Annotated in this window: 15 protein-coding genes; 11 read left to right on the top strand and 4 right to left on the bottom strand. The window is 71.4% G+C overall.

What is annotated here, in order from left to right; genetic code table 11:
- Window positions 1-72: 72 nt before the first annotated feature.
- Window positions 73-1,344 carry a hypothetical protein gene (locus tag AB0M88_RS29265; RefSeq protein ID WP_364107797.1) on the top strand — a complete coding sequence of 424 codons (1,272 nt, stop codon included), beginning with the start codon at window positions 73-75 and terminating at the stop codon, window positions 1,342-1,344.
- On the opposite strand, the gene AB0M88_RS29270 is transcribed toward AB0M88_RS29265, so the two are convergent.
- Window positions 1,325-2,374: a glycosyl hydrolase gene (locus AB0M88_RS29270; protein WP_364107799.1), complete on the bottom strand. Its 1,050-nt coding sequence runs from the start codon at window positions 2,372-2,374 to the stop codon at window positions 1,325-1,327. The genes AB0M88_RS29265 and AB0M88_RS29270 overlap by 20 nt on opposite strands.
- Before the next feature lie 393 nt (window positions 2,375-2,767).
- Between AB0M88_RS29270 and AB0M88_RS29275 the strand changes: the two genes are divergently transcribed.
- On the top strand, window positions 2,768-4,504 hold the full coding sequence (locus tag AB0M88_RS29275) for a sulfatase-like hydrolase/transferase (RefSeq protein ID WP_364107801.1): 1,737 nt from the start codon (window positions 2,768-2,770) through the stop codon (window positions 4,502-4,504).
- Between the two features lie 81 nt (window positions 4,505-4,585).
- Here AB0M88_RS29275 and AB0M88_RS29280 read toward each other — a convergent pair whose 3' ends face one another.
- A complete protein-coding gene (locus AB0M88_RS29280; RefSeq protein WP_364107803.1) occupies window positions 4,586-5,167 on the bottom strand; it encodes a hypothetical protein in 582 nt (193 codons plus the stop codon).
- A gap of 160 nt (window positions 5,168-5,327) precedes the next feature.
- On the opposite strand from AB0M88_RS29280, the gene AB0M88_RS29285 reads away from it, so the two are divergent.
- The 5 genes from AB0M88_RS29285 (at window position 5,328) to AB0M88_RS29305 (ending at window position 10,554) form a co-directional block, all read left to right on the top strand.
- Window positions 5,328-6,614, top strand: coding sequence for a trypsin-like peptidase domain-containing protein (locus AB0M88_RS29285; RefSeq protein ID WP_364107805.1), 1,287 nt, complete (start codon window positions 5,328-5,330; stop codon window positions 6,612-6,614).
- A 417-nt stretch (window positions 6,615-7,031) separates the two neighbouring features.
- Complete coding sequence (locus tag AB0M88_RS29290; RefSeq protein WP_364107807.1) at window positions 7,032-8,960, top strand: EAL domain-containing protein; 1,929 nt, start codon at window positions 7,032-7,034, stop codon at window positions 8,958-8,960.
- 3 nt (window positions 8,961-8,963) lie between these two features.
- Window positions 8,964-9,263, top strand: a complete 300-nt coding sequence (locus AB0M88_RS29295) for a hypothetical protein (protein ID WP_364107808.1) — start codon at window positions 8,964-8,966, stop codon at window positions 9,261-9,263.
- A 2-nt stretch (window positions 9,264-9,265) separates the two neighbouring features.
- On the top strand, window positions 9,266-9,391 hold the full coding sequence (locus tag AB0M88_RS29300) for a hypothetical protein (RefSeq protein ID WP_364107810.1): 126 nt from the start codon (window positions 9,266-9,268) through the stop codon (window positions 9,389-9,391).
- Window positions 9,392-9,507: 116 nt separating this feature from the next.
- Window positions 9,508-10,554 carry a lytic polysaccharide monooxygenase gene (locus tag AB0M88_RS29305; protein ID WP_364107812.1) on the top strand — a complete coding sequence of 349 codons (1,047 nt, stop codon included), beginning with the start codon at window positions 9,508-9,510 and terminating at the stop codon, window positions 10,552-10,554.
- Window positions 10,555-11,037: 483 nt separating this feature from the next.
- Here AB0M88_RS29305 and AB0M88_RS29310 read toward each other — a convergent pair whose 3' ends face one another.
- The gene (locus tag AB0M88_RS29310; RefSeq protein WP_364107814.1) at window positions 11,038-12,741 is read right to left on the bottom strand and encodes an aldo/keto reductase; all 1,704 of its coding nucleotides are present in this window, start codon (window positions 12,739-12,741) and stop codon (window positions 11,038-11,040) included.
- Window positions 12,742-12,878: 137 nt separating this feature from the next.
- Between AB0M88_RS29310 and AB0M88_RS29315 the strand changes: the two genes are divergently transcribed.
- Both AB0M88_RS29315 and AB0M88_RS29320 read left to right on the top strand, forming a co-directional pair.
- Window positions 12,879-14,177 (top strand): GH1 family beta-glucosidase, encoded by a 1,299-nt coding sequence (locus AB0M88_RS29315; protein WP_364107816.1) that lies wholly within the window; start codon window positions 12,879-12,881, stop codon window positions 14,175-14,177.
- Complete coding sequence (locus AB0M88_RS29320; protein ID WP_364107819.1) at window positions 14,174-15,400, top strand: MFS transporter; 1,227 nt, start codon at window positions 14,174-14,176, stop codon at window positions 15,398-15,400. Before AB0M88_RS29315 ends, AB0M88_RS29320 begins: the two co-directional genes overlap by 4 nt.
- Window positions 15,401-15,425: 25 nt before the next feature.
- Here AB0M88_RS29320 and AB0M88_RS29325 read toward each other — a convergent pair whose 3' ends face one another.
- Window positions 15,426-15,578 carry a hypothetical protein gene (locus tag AB0M88_RS29325; protein ID WP_364107822.1) on the bottom strand — a complete coding sequence of 51 codons (153 nt, stop codon included), beginning with the start codon at window positions 15,576-15,578 and terminating at the stop codon, window positions 15,426-15,428.
- A gap of 342 nt (window positions 15,579-15,920) precedes the next feature.
- Here AB0M88_RS29325 and AB0M88_RS29330 point away from each other — a divergent pair, with 342 nt between their 5' ends.
- Both AB0M88_RS29330 and AB0M88_RS29335 read left to right on the top strand, forming a co-directional pair.
- Complete coding sequence (locus AB0M88_RS29330) at window positions 15,921-16,145, top strand: hypothetical protein (RefSeq protein WP_364107824.1); 225 nt, start codon at window positions 15,921-15,923, stop codon at window positions 16,143-16,145.
- 32 nt (window positions 16,146-16,177) lie between these two features.
- Window positions 16,178-17,077: a helix-turn-helix transcriptional regulator gene (locus tag AB0M88_RS29335; RefSeq protein WP_364107826.1), complete on the top strand. Its 900-nt coding sequence runs from the start codon at window positions 16,178-16,180 to the stop codon at window positions 17,075-17,077.
- The last annotated feature ends 52 nt before the right edge of the window (window positions 17,078-17,129 follow it).

Consider the following 17,129-nt stretch of genomic DNA (forward strand, 5'->3'; position numbering starts at 1 on the left):
CGGCCGGAGACATTAGCCGATCTTGCGTGGCCGGGGCGGCGCCGGACCGCTGAATAGACGAGGATCAAGGCTGTGATTCTCGGGGACCGACCGTTCGCCGAGGTCGGTGCGCCGGCCCTCGCGGTCCGCGGCGCCGGCCTGCTCGCCGTGGCCGGGAGCTACGACCACGACCACGGCACCGCGCCCGTGGCGGTTTACGACATGGGCACGCTGAAGTGCCGGGCGCTGCTCCGCGCGCGTCACCCCGTGTGCGCGATGGCCTTCCACCCCGGGCTGCCGCTGCTCGCGGTCGGCGGCGGCCGCTACGACGGCGGCTACTTCTTCGAGGGCGAGCTGCGGCTGCTCGACCTGCGGACCGGCGAGGCGGCGTCCCTGTTCGAGCACCCGCTCGGGCGCCAGGTTCTGTCGCTGGAGTGGCCGGACGCGCAGCATCTGCGGCTCGTGCTGGCGCCCCAGGACGACTGGGAGGACGAGGCCGCCTGGACCGAGGGCCACGTCGCGACGGTGTTCCGGCCCGACTGGCGCTCCATGCCGCCGGAGCCGGTCGACGGGGAGGTGGACGGTCCGCGAGTGGCCGCGCCCCGCGTCGACGGCCGGGCGTGCGCGCGCCATGAGCTCGACCGGCTGAGCACGGCCTGGGACCGGCGCCGCAACGTCCGGGCGATCGAAGTGCTGCCGGACGGAAACATCGTCGCCACGCTCGACCGGGTTCAGAAGGAATGCTGGTCGCCCGGCGGGGAGAAACTGTGGACTGCCCCGGGCGGCGGGAGCGCCGGCCCCCGCGGGGAACGGTCCCGGTTGCGCATCCGGCGCGGCCGGAGGATCTACCGGCGGGAGGCCGGCGCCGACGAGCCGAGAGGCAGCTGGCTGGCCGCCGCCGAGCTGGACGAGGAGCCGTCGCGGTTCCGGCGGATCCTGCCGTACTCCTGGGACGCGGGAGAGGCCCACTTCGGCGGACCGGGTGTCGAGACCGACGACGGCGACCTGGTCTACGCGGGAACGGTCTACCACGGTCGCGGCCCGCAGCCCGGCGGCTCGTTCGTGGTGCGGCGCGACCTCGCCACCGGGCGGCCGCGCTGGGTCTTCCGGACCGACCGCCCGGCGACCGACCTCGACGCCGGCTGCGGCACGGTCTTCGTCGGTTACGACGACGGCGAGATCGTCGCGCTCGGGCTGGGCGACGGAACTGTCAGCTGGCGACGGGGCCTCGTGGTCGCCGGGATCCCCGCCGTCCCGACCGCGCTGACCGTGACGGGACACGGCCGGCTGCTGGTCGGGACGAGCGACGGGCGGATCCTCGACTACGAGGCCCCGGGGAGCGGGACTACTTCAGGCGTACGGTGAAAAGCGGATTCGCCGCCAGCCGGCGGAAAGCCGACAGGCTCGCGGCCGAACTGTCGATGCTGATGTCACGGTCACCGAAGGCGTCCCGCTTGGTGTCGAAGTAGACGATCGCCTTGATCGCCGGGCGCTTGGCCAGCTCGGGCAGCACGCTGTCGAACTGGGGCGCCTTCGACACGACCCGGCCGACGCGGTGGTAGGCGCCCCACTCGGCGACCATCATCGGCTTCGACGGGTGCCTGGTGGTGGCCCACTTGTAGAAGCCGTCGCCGCCCGGCGCGCGGCGGTCGAGCAGGTCGGCGAACAGGCCATGGTGGTAGTAGTTCCGCTCGGCGCTGACGTACGAGTCGAGGCCGATCCAGTCGACGACGTCGTCGCCCGGGTACAGGTCCTTCCACCAGCTCTCGGCCATCCACTTCTCGTTGCCCATGTAGGCGACGACCGACACCGCGTTGCTGACGCCCTTGGCCCGCAGGCGGGTGATCACGTGGCGGAACGACGCCCGGAAGTCGGCGGCGGTCATGCCCGAACCGTGGCGGGGCTTGACGTCGTCCTCCGGCTCGTGGTTCAGGACCAGGAAGAACTTCTGACCGTACGCCTTGGCCCGCGCCGCGAACGTGTCGATCCGCCGGTCGAGCCGGCCCGCCGCCACGGCCGACCAGTTCGAGCCGTACTCGACGCGCCAGTTGAGCAGCAGCACCCGCGGGTGGGCCGGGTCGCGGGTCATCGCGATCTCGGCCGGGGTCGGGAAGACCTCGTCACCCTTGTGATAGGTGTGGAAGATCGTGGCCGTACGCCCGCTCTTCCGCTCCCAGGTCTTCAACTCGGCGTCGCGCGGCGCCCCCGTGAAACCGCCCGCGGCCGCACCCCAGAGCACCCCGCACGACGGCACCAGCTTCGCTCCGGTGACGCAGCCCGCCGCCGACGGGCCGGTGGCCGGCTTCGCCTCGTGGCCGGAGGCGAACGCCGCGGCCGGCGAGATGACGACAGCCAGAGCCGCCGCCACCGACAGGATGAGCTTGCGTACGGTCACTTTCTCTCCCCCGCGTTGTCCGGCCGTTGTCGGCCGGGCATGGGAAAGAGATTCCGGGGCGGCGGGTGCGCGCCCGGTCCCCGGCCGGGTGCCCGCCGGTTGCGTTCGGCGGGAGGGCGGAGCTCGCCGGAAGTGATCGGCAGCCGGCGGCCCGGGTTGCGGAAACCTCAGCGTTTTCTCATCCGGAAGCGGGGAAGCTGGACGTGGCGACTCGGGTTTCCGCACACCTTCCCCGGGTCGCCACCTATCGGGGTGTTGATTCGACGTCGGTACAAACACCCCAAATCCCGCGGCCCTGATGAACCGCTGAGCCTTTCGGCCCGTACCTCTGGGAGCGCGAAGGTTCCGAACGCCGTCGCGCAAGCACCATGCCGAAGGACGAAGGAACCCACCTTGTCGATCATCAGCCGGGCCCGCCCCGAGCCGGAGACCCCACCGACCGACTCCGCCCCGGACGAGCCCACCGGGAACAAGCGCGGCCCCGCCCGCCGCGCGCTCGGGATCACCCTGACCGTGCTCGCCGCCGCGCTGGTCTACCTCGCGCTGGTGGTGCCCGATTCGGTCACCCACGCCAAGGAGGGCACGAACGTCGCGACCGGCTTCCTGCGCCTGCCGATCGAGGCGATCCTCGGCGGCGCGCTCCTGATCGTCGCGCCGCGGCGCGGGCGCCGCTGGATCGCCGGCGCGCTCGGGCTGGGCCTGGGCGTGCTCGCCGTGCTCAAGATCTTCAACGCGGGCTTCCTGATGGTGCTCGGCCGCCGGTTCAACCCGGTGCTCGACCCGCCGCTGTTCCGCGACGGCTTCAACGCGCTCACCGAGACCAACGGCCGGCCCACCGCCATCGCGGCGGCGATCGGCGCGGTCCTGCTCACGGTCGCGGTGCTCGCGCTGGTCACGCTTTCGGTCGTACGCCTGGGCACCGTGACCGCCCGCCACGCCGCACCGACCCGCCGGGCCCTGCTCGTGCTGAGCGTGGCCTGGCTCGCGCTCGCCCTGACCGGGGTCGCGCTCTACCCGAACAACCCGGTCGCGTCGGACAGCGCGGTCGCCCTGGCCAAGACGACCGCCGCGTCGATCCCGGCCGCGATCCGCGACCAGAAGGCGTTCGAGGAGGCGACCCGGAACGACCCGTTCCACAACGTGCCGGCCAACCAGCTGGTGGCCGGCCTCAACGGGCACGACTTCGTGATCGGCGTGGTCGAGAGCTACGGCCGCTCGGCGCTCACCGACCCGAAGATGAAGGCGGTCGTCGAGCCGGTGCTGACCGACGGCACCAAGTCCCTCGCGGCGAAGGGCTACTACGCCAAGAGCGGCTGGCTCAACTCCTCGACCTATGGCGGCGGCTCGTGGCTGGCCCACGGCTCGTTCCAGTCCGGGCTCTGGATCGACAACCAGCAGCGCTACCGCCAGCTCATCGCCAGCGACCGCCTGACGCTCACCAGCGCGTTCCACAACGCGGGCTGGCAGACGTACGGCCTGGAACCGGGCAACACGACCGCCTGGCCGGAGGCCAAGTTCTACGGCTACGACACCGTGTACGACTCCCGCAACCTGGGCTACGCGGGCCCGAAGTTCGGCTGGTCGAGCATGCCCGACCAGTACACGCTGGCCCAGTTCCAGAAGGACGTGTACGGCAAGGCCCACGCGCCGCTGATGGCCGAGATCACGATGACCTCGAGTCACGAGCCGTGGACCCCGGTCCCCTCGATGGTCGACTGGGACCAGCTCGGCGACGGCAAGCTCTTCAACGCCCAGGTGCAGGGCGCGACCGACCGGCACAAGCTGTGGAAGAGCTCGGCCGACACCCAGGCCCAGTACGCCAAGTCGATCGCCTACTCGGTGCAGACCCTGATCAGCTGGGTCGAGAAGTACGGCGACGACAACCTGGTGCTGGTCTTCTTCGGCGACCACCAGCCGATGTCACTGGTCAGCGGCAACGGCGCCGACCACAACATCCCGATCACGGTGGTCGCGCACGACAAGGCGGTCCTCGACAAGATCGCGAACTGGAACTGGACGGACGGCATCGAACCCGGCACCACCGCGCCGGTGTGGCAGATGTCGGACTTCCGGAACAAGTTCTTCACCGCGTACGGCACCGAGCCGACCCCGCCCGGGCCGGCCCGTTAGTCAGTTCTCGTCAGTCATTCGACACCGTCGCGGGACATCGCCGGCCCGCGACGGCGACGCCGGCATCGGGCGATCCCGGTGTCAGCAGGATCGCTGGAAGGTGTACGCCTTGACGAAGGCCGCGGCCTGATAGACGACCTGGACCGGCCAGTGGTACCAGGGCAGGTGCGCGGTCGCGACGTAGACGCTCCCGTCGAAGCAGCGGCCCACCCGCAGTTCGGCCCGGGTGGCCTGGTCGGTCGAGGTCACCAGAATCACCGAGTGCCAGCCGTACCGCTGGGCCATCTCGGCGATCGAGCGGGCCTCGCCGCGGGTGGTGAACGGCTCGGAGTGGAAGCAGATGACCGGCTGACCGCGGAAACTGCCCTGGCCGCACCAGTCGGCCACGCTCAGCTCCTCGTCGGAGACCGAGATCGCCACCACCGGCGCCCGGCCCTCCCGGCCCAGTTCCAGCGCGGTCAGGCGCCGGTTGCCGGGGCCGCCCAGCTGGACGATGGCGTCGGCCCTGGCCGGAAGCGGGGGCAGGTCGGGCCGCACGATCGGGCGCACGGCCAGCGCCGCCGCACCGGCGAGAATCGCGGCCACGACGATCCAGATGACACGCCGGCGGCGCCGCCGGCGAACGACCGGGGACGGCCCGTTCACCACCCCGGCGCTGCTCACGAGCCCGAGGCTACCTCGCGCCGGCGACCACGCCGGCCCGGTGTGATCAAGTCCGGTCGACGGTCCCGGACGATGCACAGGATTCGATCAGCTGGTTCCTAGCTTCGCGACGTACATATGTGGTGGATGTGGTCGGGCTTGCCCGGAAGGGAGGAATCAGATGACGATTCCCGAGCAGTACACGTATCATCCCGCGCCGGGTGGCTGGCCGCCCCAGCAAGGCGGATGGCCCCCGCCGTACCAGCAGGTGCCGCCCCCGCCGCCCCGGCGGCGCCGCGGTCCCATCATCGCCGCGGTGGCCGGCGGCCTGGCCCTTCTTCTCGGTGCCGCGGGCGCGGGTTTCGCCGCCGGCTGGACGCTCCGACCGGTCGACTCGAGCTCGTCCCAGTCCTCCTACCTGCCGTTGAACCCCGACAGCGGCAGTCAGCAGGGCGGCGACCCGTTCCAGGGCCAGGGCCAGGGCCAGCAGGGTCAGGGCCAGACCACCCCGGGCGGCGCCTCGGACAGCCAGGTCCAGGCGGTCGCGCAGAAGGTCGACCCGGCCCTGGTCGACATCGACACGGTCCTCGGCGCGCAGAACGGCGAGGCCGCGGGCACCGGCATCGTGATCACGTCGGACGGCGTGATCCTCACCAACAACCACGTCGTCGCCGGCGCCACCGCGATCACGGTCACCGACATCGGCAACCAGAAGTCCTACCGGGCCGCGGTCGTCGGCTACGACCGCACCCAGGACATCGCCGTGCTGAAGCTCGACGGCGCCTCCGGCCTGACCACCGCCACGCTCTCCTCGACCCCGGCCAAGGCGGGCCAGCAGGTCGTGGCGATCGGCAACGCGGGCGGCACCGGCGGCACCCCGTCGGCGGTCGGCGGCGTGGTCGCCGCGCTCGGCCAGTCGATCACCGCGTCGGACGAGTCGAGCGGCGCGTCCGAGCAGCTCACCGGCCTGATCGAGGTGAACGCCGACATCGAGGCGGGCGACTCGGGCGGCCCGCTGCTGAGCACCGACGGTCAGGTCCTCGGCGTCGACACGGCCGCCTCGGCCGGCTTCCAGTACCAGTCCCAGGGCGGCGACGGCTTCGCGATCCCGATCGACTCGGCGACGACGATCGCCAACCAGATCCGCGGCGGCCAGGCCTCCAACAAGATCCACATCGGCGAGACGGCCTACCTCGGCGTCGAACTCGCCGGCGCGGCCCGCGGCCAGACCCAGCAGGACGGCCCGCAGGTCGTCGGCGTGGTCCAGAACTCCCCGGCCGACCAGGCCGGCCTCACCCGCGGCGACGTCATCCGCTCGGTCGGCGGCACCACGGTCGACTCGGCGACCGCCCTGACCAACCAGATGGACCAGTTCCACCCCGGTGACAAGGTCAAGCTCACCTGGGACGACGTCAACGGCCAGTCCCATTCGAGCACACTCAAGCTGACCACCGGACCGGTCGGCTGACGGGGGGATGCTCCGGCCGGGCCCGACCCTGAACCGGGCCCGGCCGGCCCTCCCAGCGCGAACCCGCGGGCCACTCTCGGCGCGAACCCGCGGGTCACTCTCAGCGCGAACCTGCGGGCCGCTCTCGGCGCGAACGGGCTGGCGACTCTCAGCGCGAACCTGCGGGCCGCTCTCGCCGCGAACGGGCGGGCCACTCTCAGCGCGAACCCGCGTGTCGCTGTCTGCTCGGACGGGCGTGTCGCTGTCGGCTCGGACGGGCGTACCTCTGAAGGCGCGAGCGGCGCCGGCGCCGCGACCACCCGGGCATCTCCTCGGCCGTCCCGGCGGCCGGGCGGGCGGCGTTGCGGGCCGGTGAGCATCGGCCCGGGCCGGTGACAACGGCTCAAGAGCCCGGCCGCCGGGCCGATTAGGCGGGGCGTGGAGAGTGCGCGCGGGGCCGGGGTGGCCCGATTCCTGGCTTCGTGGCGCGCGCTCGCCGTCGTAGCGGTGGTCATTACCGCCCTGGCGTTGTCCGGGGTGCGGGTGATGCACCAGCAGATCGCACTGCGCGCGTTCGACAGCGCCACCACCGCCGCGCGCACCGTGCAGGTGCTGGTCGTGGCCCGCGAGCTCACCGTCCAGGACATGCTGCTGACCGTCGACCGCGGCAAACGCCAGGCGATGGACGCCGACGTGATCCTGCTGCAGGGCGAGGGCGCGATCCTCGGGCTGCGGGTCTGGTCGATGGTCGACGGGCGCCTGGTCTACAGCGACGCGGCCCACCGAAACTCCCCCGAACCCGAGGCCGCGGCGATCGCCGCGGTGCGCGCCAGCAAGACGTACGCGATGGACGTGGCCGGTGGGGTCGCGGTCTACCTGCCGTACGACGTGACCGGCGACCAGAAGCCGGACGCGGCGATCGAGGTGCTGATCCCGCGCACCCGGATCGACCTGAGCGTGAATCGCGCCAGCCGCTGGCTGTACGGGATGGCGGCGTTCGTGCTGCTCGCCCTGCTCCTGATCCTGTTCATGATCCGCCGGCACCAGAACAGCCAGGACTTCGCGGCCACCCACGACGGGCTGACCGGGCTCGGCAACCGGGCGCTGCTGCACCGCCGCGCCCGCGGGCTGCTCGGCCGGGCCAGCGCCGAGGAGCCGGCCGGGCTGCTGCTCATCGACCTCGACGGGTTCAAGGGCGTCAACGACACGCTCGGCCACCACGCCGGCGACGAGCTGCTGGTGGTGGTCGCTCAGCGGCTGGCCGCGGCGGCCGGCGCGCAGGTGCTGCCGATCCGGCTCGGCGGCGACGAGTTCGCCGTGCTGACCGGCGGGCCGGACGCGCTCGCGCTGGCCACCGAGCTCTACGCCTCGCTGCGCGAGCCGATGCTGGTCGCCGGGGTTCCGGTCGAGATCGACGCGAGCATCGGGGTGGCGTTCGCCCCCGAGCACGCCACCGAGGTGGTGGCGCTGCTGCGCCACGCCGACCTCGCGATGTACGAGGCGAAGCGCAACGGCGCCGGCGTGATCGTCTTCCGCCCGGGCACCCAGCACGCCGAGGAACAGCACGTCACCCTGGTGCCGGAGCTGCGGCGGGCGCTCAGCGAGAACGAGCTGGAGCTGTTCTACCAGCCGGTGTGCGCACCGGACGGCGACGTCGACACGGTCGAGGCCCTGCTGCGCTGGCGGCACCCGTCCCGCGGGCTGCTGACGGCCGACGAGTTCGTGCCCCAGGTCGCGAAGACGTCGCTGATCAAGGAGCTGAGCGCCTGGGTGATCGGGACCGCCCTCACCGACGGTGCCGGATGGCGGGCGCAGGGACGGAGCGTACGGCTGGCCGTCAATGTCTCCCTGCAGGAGCTGACCGATCCGGCCCTGCCGCAGCGGTTGCGGAGCACCGCGGAGGCGACGGGTTTCCCGCTGACCGAACTGCAGCTGGAGGTCGCCGAGGCGGCGCTCGCGTCGCGCGGCGCCGACGAGGTCGCGGACGCGATCGACGAACTGCACCGGCTGGGCGTGCAGGTGACGATCGACGACGTGGGCAGCGCCTATCACGCTCTGTTCGCGCTGGAGCGGTTGTCGGTCGACGCGGTGAAGATCCATCCGCGGTTCACCCGGAGCATGGCCGCCAGCCCGCACGCCGCCTCGGTGGTGCGCCATCTGGTCCAGTTGACGCATGATTCCGACGCGCGCTGCATCGCCGCGGGCGTCGAGGGGGCGGCCGACTGGGCGCTGCTCACGCTGGCCGGATGCGACGGCGTTCAGGGGTACGTGGCGAGCGAGCCGCTGCCGGCCGCCCTGCTGTGGGCGACCGTCGACGAGTGGAACGGTGGCCGTCCCCGCGAAGCCGAGCGGGTCGATCTAAAGTAAGCGATGATCTTCGGTGTCTCCACGCTCGGTTGCCCGGGACTGCCACTGCCTGAGGTCGGCGCCCTCCTGCGGCGACATCGGGTGAGCGCGGTGCAGTTGCGCTGCGCCGCCGACGAGCCCGTGCACGTCGGGCTGTCACCCTCCGCGCGGCGCCGGGCCCGCGAACAGCTCGAATCGGCCGGGCTCACGCTGCTCGGCCTGGCGACCTATGTGCAGCTCAGTTCCGGGGCCGACGGGCGGCGCCGGACCGGCGTACCCCCTTGGTGCCGGGACGCGGCAGCGTGCCGTGCCCCGAGGTTCTGACCTTGGCGCGGGCCGCCGGTTTCGACGGGCCGGTCGTGCTGGAGCACGAGGCGCGCTGGTATCCCGATGCCGCCCCCATCGACGACGCGATCGACGGCGCATTGCAATTGACATCGGTCTATCCATAGGGCAGGGTGGCGGCATTCGCCGGGGTCACGCGGCGCGCGGAGGCACAGGGCAACCTCCGCCGATCCCCCATGACCGCCGGCCCGATCTCCTGGGCCGCCACTTTGCGGAGCCCTTCATGAGAAAACGATCCCGCCTTCTGGTCAGCGCCGTCGTCGGCGCATTGGTCGCCGCCATTGCCTTCGTCGGCCTGCCCGCCACGCCCGCGTCGGCCCACGGAAACGTCATCAGTCCCGCCTCCCGCAACTACGGCTGCTTCACCCGCTGGGGCGACCGCTTCCAGGATCCGGCCATGGCCACCGAAGACCCGATGTGCTACCAGGCCTGGCAGGCCGACCCGAACGCCATGTGGAACTGGAACGGCCTCTACCGCGAACAGGTCGCCGGCAATCACCAGGCCGCCATTCCGGACGGCGAGTTGTGCAGCGCCGGGCACACCCAGAGCGGGCGTTACAACGCGATGGACACCATCGGCGACTGGAAGGCGACCACGGTCGGCAACAGCTTCACTGTGCAGCTGTTCGACCAGGCGCTGCACGGCGCCGATTACGTCTGGGTCTATGTGTCGAATCCGGGCTTCAACCCGCGCACCCAGGCGCTGAAATGGTCGGACCTGACCCGGGTCGCGGAGGTCGGAAAAACCCCGGCGTCCCAGTGGATCCCGGTCGACGGCGGGGTGCGGATCGACCTTCCGGTCGCGCTTTCCGGGCGTACGGGACGGGCCATGGTCTACACGATCTGGCAGGCCAGTCACATGGATCAGTCGTACTACTTCTGCAGTGACATCGACTTCGGTGGCAGCACCAATGGTGGTGGCACTACTCCGCCGCCGACACCGACCACTTCCCCCACGACCCCGCCGGCCTCCGGTGGCGCGTGCTCGGCGGCATACTCGTTGACCGGCCAGTGGCAGGGCGGCTTCCAGGGCGACGTGAAGGTGACCGCCGGCGCGGCCGCCATCAAGGGCTGGACCGTCAGGCTGACGTTCTCGGGCGCCGTCACCGTGACCCAGTCCTGGAACGCGACCACCACCGCGTCCGGCACCACGGTCACCGCGTCGAACGCGTCCTACAACGGCGCCCTCGCCGCAGCCGGCAGCACGACGTTCGGCTTGATCGGCACCGGCACCGCCAGCACGCCGACCGTCACCTGCACGGCCACTTGATTCGACCCTTCTCAATTCAAACGGGGGCCTCTAGAGTGCTTTGGGAGCGCTCCCAGCCGGTTGAGGAAGGGAGGTCGCCGGAGCAACACCACCGCGTGACACCGGCTCCATCTCGCACCACGCCGGGGCGGGCGCCCTCCCGCCCCGGCACCGGACCATCCGCCTCCTTGCACGGCCGCCGAGGGGGCCGCCGCGCAGGGGCCGCCGCGCAGGGGCCGCCGCGCAGAGGCCGCCGCGCAGAGGCCGCCGCGCAGAGGCCGCCGCGCAGAGGCCGCCGCGCAGAGGCCGCCGCGCAGAGGCCGCCGCGCAGAGGCCGCCGCCGATAGTCGCTGCCCGAGGCCGCGGAAGGGCTATCTCTGCGGGGCAACTGGCAGCGGGAGTGCCCAACTCCAGGACAAGCGGCCTCACCGCGCGGCCGGCGCCCGGGGCCTCCACCAGACGGACGCCGAGAGCGCGACCGTCGGGCGGACGCCAGGAGGACAGTCACCGGACCGAGCGCCCAACCCCCACCGCCGGACACACGCCAAGAAGACAGCCACCGGACCGAACACGCAGGGGTTGCCGAAGGCCGTGCGCCGAAAGGGGCGGCCGCCGAGGAAGAACCGGGCGAGCCAGCTCGGAAGAGCCAACTGACCGGCCGGCCGCCAACGGTGAGCGCACCCGGAACTGCCAGTGAGCGGCCGCCGCCGCGCAGGCGCCGTCCGGTCGGCGCCAACCGGACGGCGCCGAACGAGCGGGCAAGGCGCCGAAGGGAAGCCACGAGAGCGTCGGCTGGAAACGCCCGCCTTGCCGCGCGGCCGTTGAGGGTTTGTGCCGCGGGCTGCCACCGGGCGGACGTCCAGAGGGAGGGCGCCTGAGACCGCAGCCGGGCGGCCGCGAGGGGCGGCCGTTACTGGACGGCCATCGAGCCGCAGCGCCCGCCGGCCGCGAGCCGCGAGCCGCGAGCCGCGGGCCGCCTACAGCCGGCTGACGCTGGCGATGGCGTTGTCGACGACTCATGTTGACTAAATCAACATTGACGGTCAACCTTGCGCGTTCCATCTTGACGGCAGTCTTGGCGCGGGGCAGGCCGTCAACATGGGCCGCGCGCGGACAAGCTGGCTCCGCTGGCGTCTGCCGACCGGCCGTCCGCGCCCCGGCCGACCAAGAGCCGGGACACGGGCAGCCGATGACGCGGTACGGATCAGGCGGTGGCCAGGCGGCGAGCTGGTCGTCGGTGAGTTTGACGTCCAGGGCGGGCAGCGACGCCTCGAACTGTTCCGGCGTGCGCGGGCCGATCAGCGGGATGACGCGGGGCGACGTCTGGTGGAGCAGCCACGCGACGACCAGCTGGTTCGGGGTCACGCCGCACTCCTCGGCCACCTCGCCCAGCACGGCGAGGCGGGCGTCGGCGTCCGGGCCGCTGTAGGGGCCCATCATGTTGTGGCCGTCGCGCTTCACCGCCGAGTCGTAGATGCCCTTGAGGATCGGTGAGTAGGCGACGAGGGTCTGGTCGGTGTTCTCGCGCAGGTAGTCGAGCTGCTCGGCGGAGACGATCGAGACGCTGTCCGTGCCGGGGCGGGGCTGGAGGTAGCTGTGCTGCTGTTGGACGGCGACCGGCAACGGCCAGCCGTTGGCGGTGCACAGGCCGCGGATCCGTTCCAGCCGCCAGGTCGCGACGTTGGACCAGCCCAGGTGCCGGACCTTGCCTTCGGCGACGAACGAGGCGAGCACGGCCAGGGTCTCCTCGAGCGGCGTCGACCGGTCGTCGACGTGGACGTAGTACAGGTCGACGTGGTCGGTGCCGAGCCGGCGCAGGCTGCCCTCGAGGGCGGAGCGCAGGTGGGCGGCGCCGGCTCCGGAGAAGGTGCGGCGGGCGAGGTCCCAGTTGGCGGTGCCGTCGGGCGCCCACAGGTCGGGTGAGTAGACGGGCAGGCCGCTGCCCTTGGTCGCCAGGAAGATCTCGTCGCGGCAGTTGCGGGACTGCATCCAGCGGCCCAGCAGCGCCTCGCTTTCGCCGCCGGTGCCGCCCGGCCGGGCCCACCACTCGTAGCAGTCGGCGGTGTCGATGAACGAGCCGCCGATCGAGCGGTACCGGTCGAGTATCCGGGTCGAGTCCTCCTCCCCGGTCGCGTTGCCCATCTGCATGGCGCCGAGGGCGAGCGCGCTGACCGTCCGGCCGGTGTTGCCGAGTTGTGTCGTCTGCATGAATTCGACGCTATGACCTAGAGCGCGCTCCAGGTCAAGAAGAAGGGACTACCGGCCGGGACACGCCGACACTAACCTGAGCTGCATTCACATTCCCCGAAGTAACGCCACGAAGGAAACCCAGAGGGAGCCCGAACATGGTGGATTCGCTGCCCCCGTTCCCGCCCGGCTTCCAGTTCGGAGTCTCGACCGCCGGCTACCAGATCGAAGGCGCCGTCGACGAGGACGGACGCGGCCCGTCGATCTGGGACACCTTCTCGCACACCCCGGGCCGGACCCGCGACGGCGACACCGGGGACGTCGCCTGCGACCACTACCACCGCTACGCCGGGGACGTCGCGTTGATGGCGGAGCTCGGCGTCGACGCGTACCGGTTCTCGGTGGCCTGGCCCCGCATCCAGCCCGACGGTTCCGGCCCGGCGAACGCCAAGGGTCTTGATTTCTACGACCGCCTGGTCGATGCCCTCGGCGAGCGCGGCATCGCCGCGCTGCCGACGCTCTTCCACTGGGATCTGCCGCAGGCTCTGGAGGACGGCGGCGGCTGGCTCAACCGCGAGACCGCCTTGCGCTTCGGCGATTACGTCGCGCTGGTCGCGGACCGGCTGGGTGACCGCGTACGCCGGTGGATCACGCTGAACGAGCCGGTGGTGCACATGGCCCAGGGGTACGCGTTCGGCGGTCACGCCCCGGGCCGGACGCTGGGACTGGCCGCGCTGCCGGTGGCCCACCACCAGTTGCTCGGGCACGGTCTCGCGGTGCGGGCGTTGCACGACGCCGGCGAAGTGATGATCACGAACAATCTGACGGCGGTGATCGCCGACGATCCGGCGGCCGGGATGGCGTACGACGCGTTCCACAACCGGCTGTTCACTGATCCCGTGCTGCTGGGCGAATACCCCGGTTTTCTGGCCGACGCGCTCGGCGACGTCGTGCGGGACGGCGACCTCGACATCATCTCGACGCCGATGGGCGCGCTCGGCGTCAACTACTACAACCCGACCCGGGTCGGGGCTCCGGCGGCGGCCGGCGCGCCGCTGCCGTTCGAGATCCGGCCGATCGACGGGGTGCCGACCACCGCGTTCGGCTGGCCGGTGGTGCCGTCCGGGCTGTACGAACTGCTCACCGGCCTGCGCGACACCTACGGCGACCGTCTGCCCCCGGTCTACGTCACCGAGAACGGGTGCTCGACCGACGACGTGCTCGACGACCGGTTCCGGGTCGACTATCTGGACGGGCATCTGCGGGCGGTCCACCGGGCGATCACCGACGGCGTCGACGTGCGGGGCTACTTCGTGTGGTCGCTGCTCGACAACTTCGAGTGGGCCGAGGGGTACAGCCAGCGGTTCGGCCTGGTGCGGGTCGACTTCGAGACCCAGGAGCGGACGCCCCGGTCGTCCTACCGGTGGCTGCGGGGCGTGCTGGCCGGCCGCTCATGACGGCCGTCGCCGCGCAGCCGCACACCCCCGTCCGCACCGGGTGGATAGCCCTGCTGTCGCTGGCCAATCTGGGCCTCTGGATGGGCTATTTCGGTCCGCTGCAGGTCCTGCTGCCCGACCAGGTCGAGGACATCGCCGGCGACGGCAAGGCCACCGCGCTCGGCGTCGTCACCGGGCTCGGCGCGCTGGTCGCGGTGCTGGCCGGGCCGATCGCCGGCGCGCTCTCCGACTCGACCCGGCTGCGCACCGGCCGCCGGCACACGTGGATCGTGGCCGGGGCGGTGCTCGGCCTGACCGGCCTCGCGATCCTGCCGTCCCGGCACACGGTGACCGGCCTGGCCGTCTGGTGGTGTGTCGCCCAGGCCGGGCTCAACACGATGCAGGCCGGGCTGACCGCGGTGGTGCCCGACCGCACCCCGGTGCGCCAGCGGGGCCTGGTGTCCGGCTGGGTCGGGCTCACCCAGTCGATCGGCGTGGTCGCGGGCGTCCTGCTGGTCACCGCCGTCGTGACGGGGCTGACGTCGGGCTACGTGCTCATCGGCGTACTCGTTCTGCTGACCGCCCTGCCGTTCGTTCTCGCGACGCCGGACCCACCGGCCGATCAAACCCCGCGGTTCACCGCGGCTTCGTTGTGGTCGTCCTTCCGTTTTTCCGTACGCCGTAACCCGGACTTCGCGTGGGCGTGGGCGACCCGGTTCCTCGTGCAACTGGGGAACGCCATGGCCACCCTCTATCTGCTGTACTTCCTGCGCGACCGGGTGCACTACGCCGACGCCGAGGACGGCCTGGCCATCCTGATCGTCGTCTACACCGTGGCGACCGTGCTGACGGTGGTCGCCGGCGGCGTACTCTCCGACCGCAGCGGACGGCGCAAGCCGTCGGTGATCGTCTCGGGTTATGTGATGGCCCTGGCCTGTCTGATCCTGGCCGTCTGGCCGACCTGGACCGGCGCCCTGGTCGCGGCGGTCGTGCTGGGCCTCGGGTTCGGCGTCTACCTCTCGGTCGACCAGGCCCTGATCACCCAGGTCCTGCCGGCCGAGCAGGACCGCGCCCGCGACCTCGGCATCATCAACATCGCCAACTCGGCCCCGCAGGTGCTGGGCCCGGCGCTGGCCTTCCCGATCGTCGCCTACCTCGGCGGATATTCGGTGCTGTACGTGATCGTGGCCGCGGTGACCGTGCTCGGCTCGGTGCTGGTGACCCGCATCCGCACGATCGACTAGGTGTTCTGTCCTGCCCGCGACGGCGCTACGACTTGGCGTAGTGGGCGACGGCGAGCAGCAGGCCGACCGTTCCGGCGAACGCGGCCCCGCCGGTCAGCACGGCCCCGGGCACGTTGTTGCCGGCCGCGTGCGAGAGGACGCCGGCCAGAACGCTGACGAGTCCCGCCGTGAGCGCCATGACGGGGAGCCAGCCCCACCGGGACGCGGGTGGCGCCAGGGTCCGAGTTCGGCTGGGTTTTTCGGTCATCGTTACCGCCAGATAACAGAGCCGGAGTGAGGTTGGCTCCAGAATGAGTCAATGAATATGACTCACGCACCGGTTTTCACCGACCGGCAAAGGATCAGGGCATTTGCTGGAGTACGGGCCGTTTTCTGACACCTGGCACCGTGCGGGCTGTCATATCAGTCACCAGCTTTGACCGGATTTGTCGGGGTCGCCCCGTCCACCCTTTGAACAGGATATGTTCCCTGCGGATTCAGTCAACGCGGTTCATGCAGAGGAGTGACTAGAATGTCGGAGTTGACGACGGGGTCGACCACCAACGCGGCACGGCTTCGTCCGATCGCCAACCTGTGCACGGCGAGTTCGTGCCCGACCGTCTATGTCGACGCCGACTCCGGCACCCTGGTCGTCCAAGGATTCGACGTGTCCCCGAGCCAGGAGGGTGTCGAGGTGCCCGCCGGCGAGAGTCTGGTCCGCGTTCCCGTCGAGCTCCTGATCGAAGCGGTGCGCAACCTGAGCTGAGCCGCGGCCGCGACGAGGAAGGGAGTGCCGAGGTGACGACAGATCCGGGCACTCCCTCGAGCCACGACGAGCCGATCAGCGACGAGCCGATCGGGGTCGTCCTGAGGCGGATGCGGAAGGCGCGCCGGATGTCCGGCCGGGCCCTCGCCGACCTGGTCGGCCTGAGCCAGTCGACCATCTCCCGGCTGGAACGCGGCATCGGATCGCCCGACCTCGGCGAGATCAGCAGGATCGCCCGGGCCCTCGGCGCGGATGACCACCAGGCGCGCGAGCTGACACGCCAGGCCGAGCGGTCGCACGACCGGATGACCGACTGGCGTCCGACATCCGACTCCCTGGCCGGCCGGCAGAGGAGCGTGGCCGACTGGGAGTCCGCGGCCCGGGTCATCCATGATTTCCAGCCGACGGTCCTGCCCGGCCTGCTCCAGATCTCGCCGTACGCGAAGGCCGTCCTGCGGCTCTTCCAACCACTCGCGCGGCTGCCGGCCGAAGCGCTGACCGAGGCCGCGGTGCTCGCCGCCGTCTCGGCCCGGGTTCAGCGGCAGTTGGTCCTCGCCGACCGGTCCAAGTCGTTCTCGTTCGTCATCACCGAGGGAGTTCTCAAGGACGCGCCCTGCACGCCGGCCGAGATGCTGGCGCAGATCGGTCACCTCCGGGAGGTGGCGGCCGGCTACGGGAACGTCAGTCTGGCCGTCATTCCCGACGGCGCGCCGATGACCATCCCGGCGCTGCACGGATTCACCCTTTTCGACGAGGAGATGGTCATCGTCGACATCTACAACACCGGGCTCATCTCCCGGGGCCGGCGGGACGTCGCGATCTACCACCAGGTCTTCGGGCTGAACCTCGACCGTGCCGTGCCGATCGGGCCCGTCCTCGACAAATACCAGGCGCTGTACATCGAGGCCCTGACCGGCACCCGGGACACCTGACCGTGGGATCGTGCGGTGCGGGCTCGCCCGTGATACGAGAAGACGGTGGCGC

It is taken from the genome of Actinoplanes sp. NPDC051411, assembly GCF_040682075.1.
GTDB lineage: Bacteria > Actinomycetota > Actinomycetes > Mycobacteriales > Micromonosporaceae > Actinoplanes.

Coding starts and splice junctions, on each gene's coding strand:
- AB0M88_RS29285 (WP_364107805.1), top strand. CDS start 5,328: ATGACGATTCCCGAGCAGTACACGTATCATCCCGCGCCGGGTGGCTGG.
- AB0M88_RS29295 (WP_364107808.1), top strand. CDS start 8,964: ATGATCTTCGGTGTCTCCACGCTCGGTTGCCCGGGACTGCCACTGCCT.
- AB0M88_RS29305 (WP_364107812.1), top strand. CDS start 9,508: ATGAGAAAACGATCCCGCCTTCTGGTCAGCGCCGTCGTCGGCGCATTG.
- AB0M88_RS29310 (WP_364107814.1), bottom strand. CDS start 12,741: ATGCAGACGACACAACTCGGCAACACCGGCCGGACGGTCAGCGCGCTC.
- AB0M88_RS29315 (WP_364107816.1), top strand. CDS start 12,879: ATGGTGGATTCGCTGCCCCCGTTCCCGCCCGGCTTCCAGTTCGGAGTC.
- AB0M88_RS29320 (WP_364107819.1), top strand. CDS start 14,174: ATGACGGCCGTCGCCGCGCAGCCGCACACCCCCGTCCGCACCGGGTGG.
- AB0M88_RS29325 (WP_364107822.1), bottom strand. CDS start 15,578: ATGGCGCTCACGGCGGGACTCGTCAGCGTTCTGGCCGGCGTCCTCTCG.